This window comes from Flagellimonas marina (assembly GCF_042651185.1).
In the GTDB taxonomy this organism is placed as follows: Bacteria; Bacteroidota; Bacteroidia; order Flavobacteriales; family Flavobacteriaceae; genus Flagellimonas; species Flagellimonas marina.
This window is the reverse complement of the sequence record NZ_JBHSCL010000004.1, coordinates 1607062-1624418: the sequence shown is the minus strand read 5'-3', so window position 1 is coordinate 1624418 and position 17357 is coordinate 1607062. Positions and strand designations below refer to the sequence as shown.

Annotated in this window: 19 protein-coding genes; 10 read left to right on the top strand and 9 right to left on the bottom strand. The window is 39.6% G+C overall.

Annotated elements, in window-relative coordinates; genetic code table 11:
- The first annotated feature begins 376 nt into the window (after positions 1 to 376).
- Positions 377 to 514: a hypothetical protein gene (locus ACFOWS_RS10830; RefSeq protein ID WP_366588287.1), complete on the top strand. Its 138-nt coding sequence runs from the start codon at positions 377 to 379 to the stop codon at positions 512 to 514.
- Positions 515 to 641: 127 nt separating this feature from the next.
- Here ACFOWS_RS10830 and ACFOWS_RS10825 read toward each other — a convergent pair whose 3' ends face one another.
- The 6 genes from ACFOWS_RS10825 to ACFOWS_RS10800 form a co-directional block, all read right to left on the bottom strand.
- Positions 642 to 1664: a helix-turn-helix domain-containing protein gene (locus ACFOWS_RS10825; protein ID WP_379764367.1), complete on the bottom strand. Its 1023-nt coding sequence runs from the start codon at positions 1662 to 1664 to the stop codon at positions 642 to 644.
- 177 nt (positions 1665 to 1841) lie between these two features.
- A complete protein-coding gene (locus ACFOWS_RS10820) occupies positions 1842 to 4007 on the bottom strand; it encodes an ATP-binding protein (RefSeq protein ID WP_379764365.1) in 2166 nt (721 codons plus the stop codon).
- A gap of 100 nt (positions 4008 to 4107) precedes the next feature.
- Positions 4108 to 4575 (bottom strand): response regulator, encoded by a 468-nt coding sequence (locus ACFOWS_RS10815; RefSeq protein ID WP_366588294.1) that lies wholly within the window; start codon positions 4573 to 4575, stop codon positions 4108 to 4110.
- On the bottom strand, positions 4572 to 5135 hold the full coding sequence (locus ACFOWS_RS10810; RefSeq protein WP_379764363.1) for a helix-turn-helix domain-containing protein: 564 nt from the start codon (positions 5133 to 5135) through the stop codon (positions 4572 to 4574). The genes ACFOWS_RS10815 and ACFOWS_RS10810 overlap by 4 nt, the downstream gene beginning before the upstream one ends.
- Positions 5136 to 5291: 156 nt before the next feature.
- Positions 5292 to 5618 (bottom strand): hypothetical protein, encoded by a 327-nt coding sequence (locus ACFOWS_RS10805; RefSeq protein WP_379764361.1) that lies wholly within the window; start codon positions 5616 to 5618, stop codon positions 5292 to 5294.
- Between the two features lie 501 nt (positions 5619 to 6119).
- Positions 6120 to 6725, bottom strand: a complete 606-nt coding sequence (locus tag ACFOWS_RS10800; RefSeq protein WP_366588302.1) for a nitroreductase family protein — start codon at positions 6723 to 6725, stop codon at positions 6120 to 6122.
- A 229-nt stretch (positions 6726 to 6954) separates the two neighbouring features.
- On the opposite strand from ACFOWS_RS10800, the gene ACFOWS_RS10795 reads away from it, so the two are divergent.
- Positions 6955 to 7140 carry a CsbD family protein gene (locus ACFOWS_RS10795; protein WP_366588305.1) on the top strand — a complete coding sequence of 62 codons (186 nt, stop codon included), beginning with the start codon at positions 6955 to 6957 and terminating at the stop codon, positions 7138 to 7140.
- A gap of 77 nt (positions 7141 to 7217) precedes the next feature.
- Positions 7218 to 7664, top strand: a complete 447-nt coding sequence (locus tag ACFOWS_RS10790) for an MgtC/SapB family protein (protein WP_379764358.1) — start codon at positions 7218 to 7220, stop codon at positions 7662 to 7664.
- Positions 7665 to 7687: 23 nt separating this feature from the next.
- Here ACFOWS_RS10790 and ACFOWS_RS10785 read toward each other — a convergent pair whose 3' ends face one another.
- A complete protein-coding gene (locus tag ACFOWS_RS10785; protein WP_379764356.1) occupies positions 7688 to 8800 on the bottom strand; it encodes a lipid II:glycine glycyltransferase FemX in 1113 nt (370 codons plus the stop codon).
- Between the two features lie 204 nt (positions 8801 to 9004).
- Here ACFOWS_RS10785 and ACFOWS_RS10780 point away from each other — a divergent pair, with 204 nt between their 5' ends.
- Positions 9005 to 11335: a glycoside hydrolase family 31 protein gene (locus tag ACFOWS_RS10780; protein WP_379764354.1), complete on the top strand. Its 2331-nt coding sequence runs from the start codon at positions 9005 to 9007 to the stop codon at positions 11333 to 11335.
- Positions 11336 to 11341: 6 nt separating this feature from the next.
- Here the strand turns inward: ACFOWS_RS10780 and ACFOWS_RS10775 are convergent, their stop codons facing one another.
- The gene (locus ACFOWS_RS10775; protein ID WP_379764352.1) at positions 11342 to 12328 is read right to left on the bottom strand and encodes a GlxA family transcriptional regulator; all 987 of its coding nucleotides are present in this window, start codon (positions 12326 to 12328) and stop codon (positions 11342 to 11344) included.
- A gap of 113 nt (positions 12329 to 12441) precedes the next feature.
- Between ACFOWS_RS10775 and ACFOWS_RS10770 the strand changes: the two genes are divergently transcribed.
- From ACFOWS_RS10770 to ACFOWS_RS10745, 6 genes are all read left to right on the top strand, one after another.
- On the top strand, positions 12442 to 12846 hold the full coding sequence (locus ACFOWS_RS10770; RefSeq protein ID WP_379764350.1) for a VOC family protein: 405 nt from the start codon (positions 12442 to 12444) through the stop codon (positions 12844 to 12846).
- A 20-nt stretch (positions 12847 to 12866) separates the two neighbouring features.
- Complete coding sequence (locus ACFOWS_RS10765) at positions 12867 to 13232, top strand: iron chaperone (RefSeq protein ID WP_379764348.1); 366 nt, start codon at positions 12867 to 12869, stop codon at positions 13230 to 13232.
- Between the two features lie 136 nt (positions 13233 to 13368).
- Positions 13369 to 13746 carry a DoxX family membrane protein gene (locus tag ACFOWS_RS10760; protein ID WP_379764346.1) on the top strand — a complete coding sequence of 126 codons (378 nt, stop codon included), beginning with the start codon at positions 13369 to 13371 and terminating at the stop codon, positions 13744 to 13746.
- A 15-nt stretch (positions 13747 to 13761) separates the two neighbouring features.
- Positions 13762 to 14184 carry an SRPBCC family protein gene (locus tag ACFOWS_RS10755; protein WP_379764344.1) on the top strand — a complete coding sequence of 141 codons (423 nt, stop codon included), beginning with the start codon at positions 13762 to 13764 and terminating at the stop codon, positions 14182 to 14184.
- Positions 14185 to 14213: 29 nt separating this feature from the next.
- The gene (locus ACFOWS_RS10750) at positions 14214 to 14447 is read left to right on the top strand and encodes a hypothetical protein (RefSeq protein ID WP_379764342.1); all 234 of its coding nucleotides are present in this window, start codon (positions 14214 to 14216) and stop codon (positions 14445 to 14447) included.
- Positions 14448 to 14544: 97 nt separating this feature from the next.
- A complete protein-coding gene (locus ACFOWS_RS10745) occupies positions 14545 to 15063 on the top strand; it encodes a DUF5004 domain-containing protein (RefSeq protein ID WP_379764340.1) in 519 nt (172 codons plus the stop codon).
- Positions 15064 to 15460: 397 nt separating this feature from the next.
- Here ACFOWS_RS10745 and ACFOWS_RS10740 read toward each other — a convergent pair whose 3' ends face one another.
- Positions 15461 to 17191 (bottom strand): alpha/beta hydrolase-fold protein, encoded by a 1731-nt coding sequence (locus ACFOWS_RS10740; RefSeq protein WP_379764338.1) that lies wholly within the window; start codon positions 17189 to 17191, stop codon positions 15461 to 15463.
- Positions 17192 to 17357 lie beyond the last annotated feature (166 nt).

Genomic DNA, 17357 nt, shown 5'->3' with positions numbered 1-17357 from the left:
AGAAATGAAGCATATCATGAAAAATATGATGCATCAAACCGGTAAAAATTAGAATATCGCATATACGCACCTCTATAATTGTTGTTTTGACGAATTTCAACGCCCAATTATGTCAATCTCTAATTTTATCTGTTAAAAACCGAGACGTTTAAAAAATACTAGGCTTGAGATGCCTATCGACAGTGGGTAACCGGTTTTAGGAGTTGGTGGAATTCATATAAAGCAAAGAGTGATGATGAAACACCAAAAGCGTCAATCCTTACTTAATTTGCGTCAAGGTAAGTGGGGATTATCCAATAGATTAAGGTATATCCAAAATGGATGCCGTTGCACCATAGTGTTTCGGAAAAGTAAAATCTGAAAAATACCAAATAGAATGACAAGAGATAAAAGAAAGTTTAAAAGAAAAGTAGAACAGAACAATCCCACAAACCCAACAGGTAACACCAATATTGATACCAATACGTATGATATTGATGAAAAGACCATTAAAGATCAGCAAAACAAGAAATAATGTTTTCCTGTTCTAAAGAACAAAGCCCCAATTGTGTTGGGGCTTTTTTTATGGGATGATGTAAAGGGGGGAATTCCGTTACATCGTTTTCTTTCCCATAGCGTTTTAATTTTTAAAGTAGCATGTACTAGGCCGAAACGGCAAAGGTTCTTTGTTTGTCCTTGTATTCTTTTGGACTGCAATTGTATTTTGCCTTGAAAATTTTGGAAAAATAGCTTCTACTGATAAAACCTATGCTATAGACCACTTCCGAGATGTTCAAATCGGTGTTTTTGATAAGGTCCTCGGCTTTTCTGATGCGTACATCGCGGATGTAATCGGTCACAGTGGTACCGTGCATCAACTTAAACCCTGTTTGAAGTTTGGATGGGGACAACCCACCTTTCTTGCAGAGGTAAGTTACAGATAGTTGTTTATCTGGGTAATTGTTGACGAACAATGAAAGCTCTTGGATAACTTCCATTTCCCTTGCTGTCAATGAAGAATCTTTATACTCTGAATTTTTTAGATCGTCTGTGTGCTGTTGTATTTCCAAGGCCAAGATCATATGTACCAAACCCTCGATCATCAATCTTCGAGCGATACCTTTTTCAGATATGGCATTTAGTTGTTGAACTTTATCGGCAATCTTTAAATTGTACGATCCAACATAGGCAAAATTATCGGCTGTATTGTCTGTAAAGAACAATTCTTGCAATTTATGGTTCAAATGTTTCCCATCTTCTAAATTTTGGACTGGATTGACCAAAATCAATATCATTTTCAGGCGAACGTCCTTTTCAAAGTATAGTATATTGTCCTGTAGTTTTTTACTGGTCAATATCGCGGTCTGGAAATTTTCAAGTTTGTGTTTTTCCCCTTCTGAATCAAAACTGTGCATCATTTGACCGTGCGAACAATATGCAAAACAGATGGGTGGATTTTTAGGGGAGTTGGCAACCAAGGTCAAATCCTCGGAAAACTCCATGTCAAATTCTAAATAGGAAATTCCTCCTTTAAAGTCAACACCTTTTATAAGACCTTGTCCCAAGGGGTTGTCAATTTTTAAGATATGCTCTTTGGTGTCAACTTGTAGCTCGCCACCCATATCTTTTTTGAACTGTTCAAAAATGGTTTTTACCTGTGCTGTTTTTATAGATAATGTCTTCATGATATTTACGGTTTTTAGGCTGTTTATAACTGCTGAATTGAACCTTTCAATTTACTTATGGTAAATATCGCATTGGAAGACAGCTACCGTCTTACACAATTTTTTGTTTCTGTTACACAATTTTTGGATTGGTCCCTAAATTGCGTTAAAATGCTCTTAAATAAGCAATAGAGAGGATTAGGCGGGCAAATAAATGATGAATGCGGAACCTTTGCCCAATTCGCTTGTGGCATGGATAAAACCTTGGTGGTTTTCCACTATTTTTTTACAAATGGCCAGGCCGATTCCATTTCCGGAGTATTTGTTCTTGGCATGAAGGCGTTGGAATACTTCAAATATGGTGTTGGCATTGTTTCCATCAAAACCAATACCATTATCTGAGACTGTAATTTTATAATATTCTTTTGCTGGCTTAATGAAATTGGTCGGAATCTCTTTGTAAGGCACTTTTTCCGATTTCACCTCTATTTTTGGGGTTATTTTTGGACTCCGGTACTTCAACGCATTTGATATTAGGTTACCGAACAGTTGTTCCAGTTGGAAGAAAACCCCCTGTACTTCTGGTAATTTTTTTATAGAGATAGTGGCACCCACCTCTTTAATGCGTTCTGCATAGTCCTCTTGAACTTTCTGCAAGACTTCATTTAAATCCGTGTTTTCAACCTCCTTTACTTTGCTTCCAATCCTTGAATAAGTCAATAAATTACGGATCAGGGATTGCATGCGAGCGGCGACTTCGGTTATTTTGTCAAAATACTCTGTGCCTTTTTCCGAAAGTGTATCTTTTTCTTTTTCCTCAAAACGGGATATGAACATTTGGATTTTTCGGAGGGGTTCTTGTAGGTCATGACTGGCCACCCGATTGAAGGATTCCAGTTCTTCGTTGCTGCGCTCCAGTTCCCGATTTTTTATCTTCAGATCATTCTCGTAACTTATTTGTACGGTTACATCCTGCACCACTCCGATCATAACCTTTTTACCTTCCCGTTCTACAAACTGCCCTTTGGTCCGCAAGAATTTTATATTTCCTTTTTTTGTAATTACCCTATAGGTATGTTCTCTAGGTTTCTGTGTTTCCTGGAACCATTTCCCATATGCATCATACTGTTCAATATCATCTGGGTGTACATAGTTCCTATAGGTTTTAAAAGAGGGCTCAAACTCACCGGGTTCACAATCCAAAATATTGTAAAAGTTATCGGAAATGGTGGCAATATCTTTTTCCATATCCCATGTATAACTTCCAATTTTGGCCATTTTCTTGGCTTCGGACATTATGGAGTTCTGTACCTCAAGCTGTTCATTTACCTTCATAAGGTCCTGCTTTGCGTTGTACTCGTCAGTTTTATTTCGCATGACCTCCAAAAGACCATTATCCATTGCCCTGACAAATGTATGGAACCAAAACGCTTCTCCTTCAACAGTTACCTGGCGTTCAAAATCTATGGTGTCATCATTGCGATAACAGTCAATCATTCGTTCCAATTCATTGTTTTTCAACACAAACGGATACACTTCTGAAATAGGCCTACCAACGATTTCCTCCGGTTCCAGGTTCAAATAATCCCTGTTGCAGATATTGGCAAACGCTATTCTAAAATCTACCACGGTACCATTGGAGTCTCGAATAGGTTCGTAATAGTTCATAATGTTATCTGTACTCTGTACAATATTCTGCAACAATGCCTCGGAAGACTGTATCTGATCTTTATGCCTGCGCAACCTGAAATACGCTACTGTGAAGACCAAAATGGAGAACAGTGCCAATATTAGGGTGGTGAGTGGTGTAAGAAATGTTAGCCCTCGGTAAGTGCCTAAGCTTTGTCGTAAAATTTCATCATTATGCTGGAGCATGTTGGCTTTGATTCCTCTGAGACTTTTTAAAAGCGCAGCAGCATTTTCAACATAAATCATAGCTGTTGAGTCTGCCTGAGAGGGCCTTATTTTTCCATGAAGCGCTGTTAGTGTTATGTGAAGACTGTCTTTTAATTGCGATATTGTGTCCAGATTGGCTCTCTGCTGTGGCATCTCTTTGACTAGCCCATGAAGTTTTTTCAGGGTTTGGTCACTCTCCAACTTGCGATCTATGTACGATTCTTCAAAAGTGGAATCCTTCAATATTACAGATCTAAACTCTGCGGATTCCATAAGGTCATATTGTGAGAAAAGGGTATTGATTTCCTTATCGATCATAAGGGAATTGGAAACTTCCTCAGCAGAAACTTCCAATGTCTTTATCTGTCCGAATAAAACAGCGGTGATGAACAGCAATAGCACAATGACTATGGCCAGAGCTATCTTGTCCAGTACGGGTGAATTTGCTATGCGTCTAAATATCTTCAAATCCATCTATATAATGAACACCAAGTTTTAGGAATTTGTTCCATTGGGTTAGTTCAATAAATGATATAGCATAAATAATACATATGCTCTACAATCATGGTTACAATCGCAATAAAAAATTGTCCCTATTAAGATTAGAGGTATGGTATTGCCAGTTGATTTGCAATACTTTTTCTATTGACTCCCGTAATTTACCAAAGTTATTAGGCTTGTTCAGATAAATGTTGGCTCCATTTATAAAGGTGTCCTCAATATCTTTTTCTGAGCATGAGGTGGAATATATGGCAATACAGACATGGTTCAAAGAGCTATTGGCCCTAATTTCCTTTAGGCATTGCATGCCATTCTTTATGGGCATGTTAAGGTCTAAAAACACTAAATTGGGTAGGATTACTTTGGGGAGGCTTAAATAATCCATCAACTCCTGTCCATTGTTGAACAACGATAGTTTGGTGCGGATGGAAATATCATCTATGGCTTCCTGAAAAAATAAGCGATCATCTTCATCATCATCAGCAAGGGCAACGTTTAAGATTTGGCTGCCCCCATTTGAAGGGTTTGTGCTCATATAGTTTGTTGTATTCTATTTTCCCTTCGTTTTTTCACAATCTTCTGAAACTTGGTAGGTGTTAAACCAGTTGTTTTTTTAAACTGACTGGATAAATGTGCAACGCTACTGTAGTTTAAACGATAGGCAATCTCTGTTAATGTTAGGTTGGTGTTGGTCATTAAATCTTTGGCATGGTCCACTTTTCTGAGAATTACAAAATTCTCAATTGAGGTATAGGTAGTCTCCGAAAATAGGTTGGACAGATAGGTGTAACTGTAATTTAAGGTATCGGTCAAATACGAAGAAACCTTATGCGATCTAGCCATGTCATTTTGCAACATTTCGTTTATGGCGTTTTTGATTCGTTGTACCAATGCCACTTTTTGATCGCTTAAAATTTGAATACCGTATGTATTGAGATTGTTCGTGAGTTCTTCCATTTCTTCAGATGAAAGACTTCTCTTTACCTCTATTTCTCCTGTTCCATGAAGTATATGTGGAATGTCCAGTCGTTCCAGTTGCTCCTGCAATATCACCTTTAAAGTGATGGTTGCATCGTATTTGACATTGATTATCATAGGTTCATATACAAAAGTAGGGTGCAATGGAATGCTGGGGTAATCCCTGCTGGTATGGAATAAATGTAGTTATTTTTTCAACACGATGGGTTACGTTAAATCTGACCTATGGTGCACGGGATACAGAAAATTCTGATGATTCTCAGTTTCAATGTTTTACCTATTTGAGGAGTTTTCTTCAGGAACCGCTTTAAAGAATTCAGCAGCATCCATGTTGGTGTTGGGACCATAACCCATTAAGAATGTGCCTTTCTCGCCTTTATCCGTTTCCAAAACATAGAGTATGGACATATCAGAAGGATTGCTCATTCCCTCATATCGGTGTTCTGCAACAATGCTAACCTCGGTTGGCCCATATAAGTTTTTGGACTTGGAGGCAATAAGTTTGCCATTTTCAAATCGAAAATTGACATCATAACCCTGTTTCTGATATTTTTTTATATAATCTTTTTCGTGTTTTGCATATTCATGTTCTTCCATCATATATTGATTTTTAAGGATGGTAAAATTTAGATGCTTACCACATTTACATCGTACTTGCAAAGTAGGATTATTGATCAAAAAGGTTTTGTTCTAAAAGTTCAATTGTTGATGCTATCCCTATTTTTAAACGAGACTGATTCAATTTTTGGATAACCATGGGATATGATACCGCTTCTCAAATGCGTCAATAATTTTTTTGAACAAATCAAGTTGGAACATGAAAAGTAACTAGTTTTCTCTCAATTTAAGAATCATGAAAGAGAAAGACCACAAACAACCACAAGAAGACTTGGAACTGGTAAAAGAGAAGGAAGATTCCAAACGCAATTACATATTTAGAAAAAGTAAGATTACCAAAATTGGATTTTTGATAATCTTGGTAATCTTAATACTAATTATAGTAGGTATAGTACTTTCAGGACTATACTTTGAAACATCTATGGACGCCCTGTAAAATCCAACGTGTAGAATTTGTCCTTACTACCGCGGCTTAATCAAGACTTATTGGCCCCAACCATTTTCAAAGGCAAACTCTTCTTGTGGCATTCGTGTGCGTTCAGCGGTTTCTGCATCCTGTAAATCTTCAGGAAGTTTTTCCAATGTACCCCCGTAATAGCCAAGGGCAATTGCTGTGGTAATATGGTAGCCTTTTGGAACATTGAATGTTTTTTGGGCTTTTTTCCAATCTACCCCGGCCATGTGGTGCAGTGCAATTCCTAGATATTGGGCCTGTACGGTCATATTTCCCAATGAAAGTCCCAAATCATGCAAAGCATGGAAATTTTCCTCGCCCTCATCCGTTTTTTCCTTGTACGCACTTAACATTAAAACAGGGGCCATAGAGGCCCATTTTTTATTAAAATCGCTTAGACAATCCACAATTTTATCAAAGGCTTCCGTACCCTTTTCTGCATAGATAAAACGCCATGGTTGACGATTATAAGAACTGGCCGACCAACGAATCGCTTCAAAAAGTTGTTTTAATTCCCCAGAATCTATGGGTTCATCCCTAAAAGTTCTGGGACTGTATCTTTGTTTGAGCAATGCAAAAATTTCATGATCGGTATCAGCTATATTTCCTAATAGCACTTGTTCTGCTTCATTCATAGTTTCAATTTTTTTAGTTCGATAGGGAAGTATAATCAAACGTCTTTTGAATGGTTGTCTCGAAACCAAATTATGTTGACGCGATTGGTTTTGGAGGTGAAATGTGTGATATAATTGGGTGAATTATGCTTTACCGTTAAGATTATGTCCATTTCCGTCAATCCATCGAGAGGAAATAAGGTAGATTGGAGACAAATAAATCTAATATTAATCTTAAATTAAAATACTCATGAATAACGATCAGTTAGAAGGAAAATGGAAAGAAGTAAAAGGAAAGTTTAAACAAAAATATGGAGAGCTTACCGATAGCGACCTAACGTATTCCGAGGGTAAATTCGATGAAATGTTGGGAAGACTTCAGCAGAAAACAGGAAAAGCAAAACAAGAATTGAAAAAGGAAATTGAAACCTGGTAAAGAGAACAAATCCCTTTTCTAAGTAAGCAAAATAGCTCTCATGAATGGGAGCTATTTGTATTTCATAGGTATAAATAATGACAGAATTTTTTACATATAACTCACCGGGAATCTTGGATTTTAGCATCAGGGTTGGTTTAGCAACCATTGCTGGTCTCTTGATAGGGTTGGAACGGGAATATAAAGGTAAAAGTGCGGGACTAAAGACCAACACCTTGGTAGCTTTGGGTGCCGCTGTTTACGTTTTGGTGTCCTTGCGGTTTTATGGTGAAGAATATGCCGATGTAACACGCGTGCTCAGTCAAGTAGTGACCGGAATTGGATTTTTAGGAGCCGGAGTCATTCTTCAAAAAGAGGATAAAATCAAAGGACTCACCACCGCGGCTACCATATGGTGCAGTGCGGGAGCTGGATGTTTGGCAGCTACTTCAATGTTTGTGGAACTGGGTATATTGACCTTTCTGGTGGTGGCCATAAATATTGTTTTTGGCTTTATCGACTCTAAAATTGAGGGTAAAAACTAAAGAGGATGGATATTTAATAAAATCTAGGCCTCTTGACTTTTCAATTCTTGAAGTTTGTACATATCGTACAATTTCTCATTGTACGGGTAATCCCAGCACCCCATTCTATGAAATAAGTCGCCCCCAAAGCCCTTTTTGTACACATGGACTCCGTGTAGCGGATGTGTCTGTTTTAAGTTGGGCGCCGAACCAAACATATCATATTCTGTGCACCCATATTCCTTGGCTAATTTTATGGATTCCCACTGAAGGGCATAACTAGCCATTGCATTTTTTTTATCTGAAGTAGAAGCGCCATATAAATAAGTTCCTCGTTTTTTTGATAGGACTAAAAACATGGAAGACAAGAATTTTCCATCAATGTCGGCCATCAACATTTTTACTTGCACACCATTTTTATTGTTATCCTGATTTTTCAAAATAGTGGAAAAATATGCTTGATTCTGCAAAGGCATATTATGCCTTATCGCGGTATCCAGATATAATTTGTACCATTCATCCATGTGTTCAATGCCATACTCCTTGACCTGGACACCGTTTTTCAGGGACTTTTTAACATTATAGCGGGTATTGTAACGCATATTTTTAAGCAGTTCTTTTTCGTTTAAGGAGAGGTCTAGGAAAAAGGTATTCTTGGGAAGTACATCGCTGACGCTTTTTTTTAGGTTCCAATTTGTTGTCTTAAAATTCACGCGATATTCCTGTACCTGGCTGGAAGGCGCCCCGGTCCAGTTCCCTGCTGCATCAAAATAATCGTCTTCTGCGGTCCATTGGTTTTCCCATATCAAATCAAAACGGATGAAAATACAGTTTGATGGTAAATATGGTCTTATGGATTCTGAAAGTTGCTCCAAAAACAAACCTTGATTTTCAAAGGAAGGTTCCAGTTTAGGCCCGTAGGGCACATAGGCGTAGCAAATCTCTTTGTCAATATATTTTGTGAGGACCAAAAGGTCGTCCCCCACTTTGGAGAGTGAATCAGCTTCATCTGCCAGCATATCCTTGGAAACCGTCAGTTCAAATCCGTTAGGTAAATAACCTTGATTTCTTTTTATTCGTCCCCAAAAAGGAGTTTGGGGTAAAATGTTGGTGGCATTGAGCTCTTCCAGCTCTTTTTTCTCTAACCTGCAGGTCATGTTTTTTGGTGCGCAAAGCTAACAATCCAAAAGCCAACCTAAAAACAATATCCAACTTTTTGTTTTTAATGGAATTGATATACAAGCATATAGCCACTTTTATACAATATCACCGAACTCTAAACCTATATTGCCTAGTTTGTATGGTAGCTGTTCACAATCAGGTTTAATCCTATATATTTAAGAAGTGCCAAATGCGTAAAAATGACAAATAGGGTTATGAGTTTTTCGTCTCTTAGGAACAATAGGTTACCACTTTTCTTGGGTCTTGCCCTATGTTTGGGTCTTGGTTCGTGTGACAAAACCCAACCAATAACCACAGTGGGAGAACCAGCCCAGCTACAAATTGGAGCAGCTGGAGACCATGCTCTGCAAATAACTCTAAAACCACAGGATTATGATATGGAATCCTATGGGCATATTGTTTTTGAAGACCGGGAAAAAACCGAATACACTATCGATATAACTGAATTACGCAGTAACCTGACGGAGACAATAAATGGTCTTGAGGTTCATGTTTCCACAAATCCGTTGACGGTGACCGTGACTAGTGAAGAAGGTATAATGATACAGCAGTTGGTTTTTGATGATGAAGGAAATGTTTCATTTGACATAGATGAATCCCCAATCCTTGGTTTGGGGGAAGGTGGTCCAAAACCAGAAAAAGATGCCAATTGGAGGGAACATGACATAGAATTTGACCGAAAAGGCCGATTGCACAAAATGATTCCCCGTTGGCAGGCCACGGCTTACGGTTCCAGAAACCCGGTTTCAATGCTTGTTGGAACTGGTGGTTGGGGACTTTGGATGGTCACACCATGGGGACAGATTGATTTATCTTCGGATAGCACAGGCGTCTACTCACCAATTACTCCCGAACAGGGTTTTTATATTCAGCAGAACCAAAAAAATCAACAGGAGAATACTGGAAAGGGAATTCCTCCAAAGTATATCAATGGACTTTATGATATCTACGTGTTTGATGGTCATGACCCAAAAGCTTTGATGAAAGATATAAGTACCATTAGCGGCCCAGCTATAATGCCACCAAAATGGACTATGGGCTATATGCAGTCGCACCGCACTTTGGAAACGGATGAGGAAATGATGGATATTGTCAACACCTTTCGAGAAAAGGAAATTCCAATGGACGCTGTTATCTATTTGGGAACCGGTTTTACGCCGGTAGGATGGAACACGGAACAACCCTCATTTGAGTTTAATCCTGAAGTATTTAAAAAGTCACCTGAAAAAGTAATTGACGAAATGCACAGCAAGAATGCCAAAGTGGTGTTGCATGTGGTGACATGGGATAGGAATAGATTGGAGACTTTACATGGTTCAATCCCGCCCAAAGAGGGTGAAGAAGTGGATAGTTCACATATACTGACCCACTGGAAGGAACATGTTCCCTTAATGAATATGGGGGTTGATGCATTTTGGCCCGATGAAGGCGATTGGTTCAATCTTTTTGAGCGATTGAATCGACATAAAATGTATTATCAGGGACCATTGTCCAAGAAACCCAATTTGAGGCCATGGAGCCTGCACAGAAATGGCTATTTGGGTATTGCGCAGTGGGGCGGTTGGATTTGGTCTGGCGATACCGATTCTTCATGGAAAACCTTGGAGGGTCAAATTGCAGTGGGTATCAACTCATCCTTGAGCTTATCACCATTCTGGGGGTCGGATATTGGAGGATTCTATCCCAACGAAGAATATACGGCAGAGCTGTTTACAAGATGGTTTCAATTTGGTGCTTTTTGTCCATCTTTTCGATCACACGGAAGAACCTGGTGGACCCACCTTCCATGGGGTTGGGGACTGGATGAAAGAGGTCCATTGGAAACCAGAACACCACCTTTGGAATCCGAAATGAACAACAATACCATAGAACCCATTACAAAGGCATATGCCGAAGTACGATATCAGTTGCTGCCATATAATTATACTTTAGCATGGGAAGCTAGGGATAAAGGATTGCCCATGATGCGAGCACTTTGGTTGCACCATCCCAATGATAGCAAAGCAAAAGCCATTGGAGATGAGTATCTCTGGGGTGAGAATATGTTGATTGCTCCAATTTTCGAAAAAGGCGCTACCGGTCGAAATGTCTATCTTCCCGAAGGCACTTGGTACGATTGGTGGACGGGGGAATCACTTGAAGGAGGAAAGACCATTCAAAAAGAAGTGGACCTTACCGTAATGCCCATATATATAAAAGCGGGAGCAATCATTCCAATGGACCCCATTAGACAATATGTCGATGAAAAGGTTGATGAACCAACAACCATTAAAGTATGGTCGGGGGCAGATGGTACTTTTGAGCTTTACACCGATGACGGAAAGACGTTGGATTATTTGGATGGCGCGTATTCCCTAACCAAGTTCCAATGGAACGACGCCAAGAAAACCATGACCATAGTGGCCGGCAATGGTGAAAACATTGAAAAGGAATTTGTCATCGAATTAATGCCAACTGGCGAGCGAAAACAGGTAAGCTATTCTGGTGATTCCGTTTTGGTATCATTTTAACGCCCCTCACACCAAAGCTGAAAAAGTCTCCTTGTTATACTTGTTCCGATATTCAATAGGAGTAAGCCCTGTAATTTTTTTAAAGACATTTCTAAAGGCTTTGGAATCGGTATAGCCCACATCGAACATTACTTCTGAAATATTCATTCGGGTGGACTCAAAACTACGCTTAGCGGCTTCTACCTTTACGCGTTGCAGATATTCTATCACCGTATTGTCCGTAGCTTGCTTGAACCTTCGTTCAAAACTTCTACGGCTGACAGCTACTCGTTGCGCAAGGTCATTAACGGTTATTTTGTCTTGATAATTTTTTTCAATGTATTCCTGGGCCTTTTTTACTGCTTCATCATTATGGTCCTTCTGTCCTCTGAACATCATAAAGGCTGCTTGGCTGTTTCGGTCAATATCAATAGCAAAATATTTGGAAGCCAGAATCGCCGTATCACGATCTGTATATTTTTCCAAAATATAGAGCAGTAGATTCCAGAGCGAATGGGCTCCGCCACTGGAATAAATCCCATTTTCTTCAGTAATTACGCCGCCATCCACCACTTCAACCTGTGGAAATTGCTCCTTGAACTCGGTATAAAAAGCCCAATGGGTGGAACATTTTTTACCATCGAGCAAGCCAGTTGAAGCCAATAAAAAAGCACCAACGCAAAGCGAGGCCAATTCTGCGCCGTTGGAATGTTGTTCAAGAATCCAAGGTAATGTTGCCTTGTTAAGGGCAATTGCTGCATCCATATTTCCAAATAAAGGAGGAATAATGACCAAATCGGCTTGCCCAGCATCTTTTAAAAGAACATCTGCCGTTATGGAATATGCCCCGTCCTGTATGCGGACTTCTTTGGTTTGGCCTACCATCTGCACTTTAAATAAGGGGTCTTTGCCTGCAGCCTGTAAAAATTGATTGGCGGTCGTAAAAAGATAGCGTGGGCCGGTAACACCAGAAGCCACAGCAGTTTCAGGAACCAAGATGGATATTGTTTTCACAATTCAAATGTAGCAAATTACACTGGCGGAATCAACACGTGCAATCGCCGTTTTTACCCCCTCTTCTTATGCCTGTTGATTGCCAACTTTGTGAAGTGAAGATATTAAACAGCATGAATCAGATTATAACATATCTTACATTTAATGGTAATTGTAGGGAAGCGATGGAGTTTTACCGTGAATGTTTGGGCGGGGAACTTAAAATTCAAACTTTGGAAAGCAGCCCAAATGAACTACGATTTCCTTCCAACATGAAAAAATATGTGGTACAGGCCTCTCTCAAAAAAGAAAATATGCTGTTGATGGGAACAGATATGGTCAATGAAAAATTAATAAAGGGGAATGCCATTTCTATACTTGTGGATAGTGAGGATGAGGTTCAGGTTAAGAACTACTTTAACAAACTAAAGGAAGGAGGAACACAGATTTATCCCTTGGATAAAACATTTTTAGGCTACCTTTTTGGTGGTCTTATTGATAGATATGGACATCAGTGGTTGTTTCACTGCAAGTGCTAAAAAATTAATATTGAAGTAGTATGGACAAGAAGAAGTTTAAAACGGTTGATGCGTATTTTCAAAGTGTCCCGAAGCATGCACTGGAGCGTATGGAAATCATCCGTAAAACATTGAAAGAAGTGGCACCACTGGCCGAAGAGGTCATCAGCTATAATATGCCGGCACTTAGATATCATGGCATCTTGATGTATTATGCAGCGTATGAAAAGCATATTGGGTTTTATGCTGTTCCATCTACCCATAAAAACTTTAGTAAGGAACTATCTAGCTACAAGACTGGAAAAGGTTCAGTGCAATTTCCCCATGACCAAGATTTTCCACTGGAACTGATTAAACGCATGGCGGCCTTTCGGTATCAAGAAAAGCTAGATGAAGTATCGGGATAGCAGGGCTCCAACCATCATTGAATTAAAATTTGCATTGAATAGAAAGTGTCACAACCAAGAAAAAACAATACCGTTTCTCCGGTTTGACCGCCAAGTGCTTACAACACATAATCTATAACACTTTAATCCAATCATTATGAAAAAAAAGATTTTATTCGTTCTTGCCCTCTTGTTTGGGCTAATGTTTATCAATGCCGGTCTGGACAAGTTTTTTCACTACATGCCCATGCCCGAGGAAATGCCCGAAGAATTAATGAGTGATTTTCAGGCATTCATGGAAGTATCATGGTTACTGCCCTTGATCGCCCTGGCCGAACTAGTGGGCGGAATCCTGATAATTTTACCCAAGACAAGGGCCCTTGGCGCCCTAATAATTTTGCCCGTAATGGTGGGGATATTACTAATGAATACAGTGGTGCATACCAGCGGATTGATCATTGCACTGATATTGGCCATCATTTTAGGCTGGATCATGTATGAGAACCGTGCTAAATACAAACCTATTATAGGGTAATATAATTTGAACTTTATGAAAACTGAAAAGATAAAAATAAGCAGCACCATAGGCTCTGGTATTGAAAAGGTTTGGGAATGCTGGGTGCTACCGGAACATATTACCCAATGGAATTTTGCATCGGATGATTGGTGTTGTCCAAAGGCTGAAAATGACTTAAGAGTGGGCGGAAGGTATTTGGCAAGAATGGAGGCTAAAGACGATAGTTTTGGATTCGATTTTGAAGCCATTTATGATGAGGTCGAACCTATGAAGAAAATTTCATATGTGATGACCGATGGACGCCGTGCCATTACCAACTTTGAAAGCCTTGGCAATGAAGTAAAGCTTACAACCGAGTTTGATCCAGAGAACCAGAACCCAATCGATATGCAGCGAGATGGGTGGCAGGCCATCTTGGATAACTTCAAAAAATATGTGGAAAATCTGAACGGATAGAACACAAATGCATTGAACAATTTTACAAAATGGTAGAAGTATTTCAAACCAGCCTCAACAATCAAAACGATGCAAACAGAATAATAAAGCACTTACAAGCTCTGTTTCCGGAATACCTCATAAACTTTGATTTGGAGGATTGTGACAACATTCTTAGAGTGGAATCGAGCACAGGTTATATTAAAGTAGAGCCCATAATGGAATGTGTTCAAAATAAGGGGCATGAGATAGCTGTTTTGTTGGATATAGTTCCAAAAAAGTAATATTGGTTTAGAAGTCCATTAAAAAAAGTGAATCGGTTGATGCAACCTTCTGAGGTTCGCTACATCAAACTAGAAACCTTTAAATCATAATTTTACTATGAAGCGATTACTTTTTAACTTGGGTGCATTGTTCATGATAAGTGGATGTTTTCTTTCCTGCAGTACGGATGATGGTGATGATTGTCCGGAAGATTTCTCTGGAGCTCTCGTAGCCAATGAAGAAAAAATGGTTGGAGAGTGGACGTTAACGGCCATTGTTGCAGATGAAGCTGTAGATATTACAGATGATGATGATGAAAACCCCAGTACAGACCTTTTTGCCCAATATAATGATTGTCAAAAAGATGCGGCCTATACGTTCAATTCAGGCAGGTCATACACTTTTGAGCAAGGTGTCAATGGAACAAATTGCCCGAATAGAGCCACCGTTTCTGGTTCTTGGCAATTGGCTTCCAATACGTTGAGCATTGTCTTTGGGTGTAATTTGCAGAATTTGAGTTTAACCTTTAATGGAAGCGACACGGCTTTTTCATTTTCAGATAATTTTAATGTCACCGATATAAACGGCGATGTGATACAAACCGAAATCACTTTTACCTATAGTTTAGTGGAATAATCATCAAGTAAAAAGATTTCTTATACAGTCAATCAAATAGCGGTTGATGATACTTTTGAATCTTATTTTTGATTCTGTGCCCTTTCAAACTAATGTTCATGGGGTATAGTCCAAAGTTGGTCATAAATTCGTAATTTTGTTTTGATTTTGATTAATACTGAATCTGGATATTGACCGTCACATCGTATTCAGACATTTGGTTTTGATTTAACTATAACGGCTGGCAATTGTATTGCTGGCCGTTTGTCATTTTATAAAACGATTTATTCTTTCCTGGTATAGAATAATGGAATGGCAAAACGTATAATCCATAACACAAGCATAAGCTGCTCAATGTTGGTATGCTTTGAGCTTGGCTAATATAGGACAACTCCGTTTTTAAAAGACATGAAGCCGGTTATTGATACCTCCAACTGGTCAAATCTGCACCTTGGGGCGCACTTTCGGCAATACGCTTCATGATTTTTGGCACGTACATGGAATTGTACCGTAACCTACTGATGGCATTGGGTTGGTCGGGGTCTCCGTTCCAGCAGTGTTCAGCACGATCACCATATAAGACCTCACCGTCATAGTATGGTTCGGTGGTACTTTCCAGAAAATCTTCCATCAGATAGACAGCATTATTGAGGTAATAATTGTCCATATCGCCGCAGTAAATATGTATTTTGCCCCGTAACTGCGGGCCAAGTTTGTCCCAATCGCGTTCCAAGATATGCCGCAGGTCGTAGTTTTCTTTCCAATATTCGGCGACTTCATGGTCAATATCGCCCGTCATTTTGTCCCAGATTCGAACTGGGTAACCGTCATCACCTTGGGGTGAATAGGTGGCTTCCCAAATATCCCATTGTTGTCCTGATCGGGATTTGTCGCCCAAAACCAGTTCCAAATGGTTGCCCTGTCGCAAGGTAGACTGTATGTCACCCAAATAATCTCTATGGGAAGGTACTTCCAATTTCTTGTGCTCAGAGTCGTAGTAATAGGCATTTTCATCCTCGTAAATATTGGTGAGGCAGTAGGCCCTAAAATCAATGGGGTCTGGGCAAGCTGCGAAGCAACCGTTGTATTCTTCGGGATATTTTACCTGTACGGCCAAAGCTTCCCACCCTCCAGTGGAACCTCCGTATAAAAATCGGGACCAACCTTCGCCCATACCACGAAATCGTTTTTCAATCTCAGGAATGAGTTCGTAAGTGATGGCATCTCCATACGGACCTTGACTTGCAGAGTTGACCGCATAGGAATCATCATAATAGGGAGTAGGGTGTTGGATTTCAATAATTAGGAAACGGGGAAAATCAGGTTCGTTCCAGCGTAGGTAAAAGTCATACGCCTCTTGTTGTTGGATGAGATTGTAGCCTTCCAAATCAAACCTAGCGGAGTATTCGGGTTCCAAGTTGGGGTCAGGAGGGGTGGTTCGGAAACCACGGAAATCACTTGGAAAATGACCATGAAAAACCATTAAGGGATATTTTGCCTCGGGATGTTCGTTAAAACCTTTTGGCAGTAAAACATGAGCTCCCAAATAAATGTCCCTACCATAGAATTCAGATAATTTCTCGGATTTGACCTTAATGTGTTTTATCCATTCCGTATCCTCTGGCTCTGGAATGGGTGGAATTTCTTGGTCCATCACCAAAGAGACATTGTTAATACCATTCTCACCAACGGTTATTTTGAACGGCTTGCTGTACAAGTTGCCAGAAGAAGTGTTCCATTGTTGCCCTTCACCATTGTCCATGGGAAGCTTTACGGTATGTCCGGTGGATAAGTTGAAAGTTTCATACACGTGCAAAAGTGCTTGTGCATTGTATTCTCCCGGAGGAACTTCACTTAGACTAGGGTAGGGGTATCCAAAAATGGATTCATCAAAAATGATGGATTGACCCGCGGCCATGCCATTCACGTTCATTCCGAAGATGAGTTGTGTATTTAGGCCATCATTGATTTGAAAACGAGGTTCTTTACTGTCGTCCGAGGAAAGCATTAACAATAGTCTTCCGTCTTTGTTTTCTGGACTTGCGGATTCAGCAAAACTTACCGCAATAATGTATTTTGATTCTTCAGTTGAACTGCAAGAAATCAAGAATAGAGAACAACTGAAAAGGAGAACGCAGAATTTGGTCATGGTGGTTGATTTTTAAAGAATTAAGATAGTTCATTCACGCCATAAACGAAAGAATCCCTAGCATATTAATTTATACAAACTAGGGATTCCATATGATGAACAGAATGGGCCATGCTCATGAATATCGATAGGAAAGCAGTATATTGGAGAGCTAAAGAACTACAAT

Coding starts and splice junctions, on each gene's coding strand:
- ACFOWS_RS10750 (WP_379764342.1), top strand. CDS start 14,214: ATGGTAGAAGTATTTCAAACCAGCCTCAACAATCAAAACGATGCAAAC.
- ACFOWS_RS10805 (WP_379764361.1), bottom strand. CDS start 5,618: ATGATGGAAGAACATGAATATGCAAAACACGAAAAAGATTATATAAAA.
- ACFOWS_RS10825 (WP_379764367.1), bottom strand. CDS start 1,664: ATGAAGACATTATCTATAAAAACAGCACAGGTAAAAACCATTTTTGAA.
- ACFOWS_RS10815 (WP_366588294.1), bottom strand. CDS start 4,575: ATGAGCACAAACCCTTCAAATGGGGGCAGCCAAATCTTAAACGTTGCC.
- ACFOWS_RS10745 (WP_379764340.1), top strand. CDS start 14,545: ATGAAGCGATTACTTTTTAACTTGGGTGCATTGTTCATGATAAGTGGA.
- ACFOWS_RS10830 (WP_366588287.1), top strand. CDS start 377: ATGACAAGAGATAAAAGAAAGTTTAAAAGAAAAGTAGAACAGAACAAT.
- ACFOWS_RS10785 (WP_379764356.1), bottom strand. CDS start 8,800: ATGACCTGCAGGTTAGAGAAAAAAGAGCTGGAAGAGCTCAATGCCACC.
- ACFOWS_RS10765 (WP_379764348.1), top strand. CDS start 12,867: ATGGACAAGAAGAAGTTTAAAACGGTTGATGCGTATTTTCAAAGTGTC.
- ACFOWS_RS10780 (WP_379764354.1), top strand. CDS start 9,005: ATGACAAATAGGGTTATGAGTTTTTCGTCTCTTAGGAACAATAGGTTA.
- ACFOWS_RS10800 (WP_366588302.1), bottom strand. CDS start 6,725: ATGAATGAAGCAGAACAAGTGCTATTAGGAAATATAGCTGATACCGAT.
- ACFOWS_RS10740 (WP_379764338.1), bottom strand. CDS start 17,191: ATGACCAAATTCTGCGTTCTCCTTTTCAGTTGTTCTCTATTCTTGATT.
- ACFOWS_RS10760 (WP_379764346.1), top strand. CDS start 13,369: ATGAAAAAAAAGATTTTATTCGTTCTTGCCCTCTTGTTTGGGCTAATG.
- ACFOWS_RS10755 (WP_379764344.1), top strand. CDS start 13,762: ATGAAAACTGAAAAGATAAAAATAAGCAGCACCATAGGCTCTGGTATT.
- ACFOWS_RS10795 (WP_366588305.1), top strand. CDS start 6,955: ATGAATAACGATCAGTTAGAAGGAAAATGGAAAGAAGTAAAAGGAAAG.
- ACFOWS_RS10790 (WP_379764358.1), top strand. CDS start 7,218: ATGACAGAATTTTTTACATATAACTCACCGGGAATCTTGGATTTTAGC.
- ACFOWS_RS10770 (WP_379764350.1), top strand. CDS start 12,442: ATGAATCAGATTATAACATATCTTACATTTAATGGTAATTGTAGGGAA.
- ACFOWS_RS10810 (WP_379764363.1), bottom strand. CDS start 5,135: ATGATAATCAATGTCAAATACGATGCAACCATCACTTTAAAGGTGATA.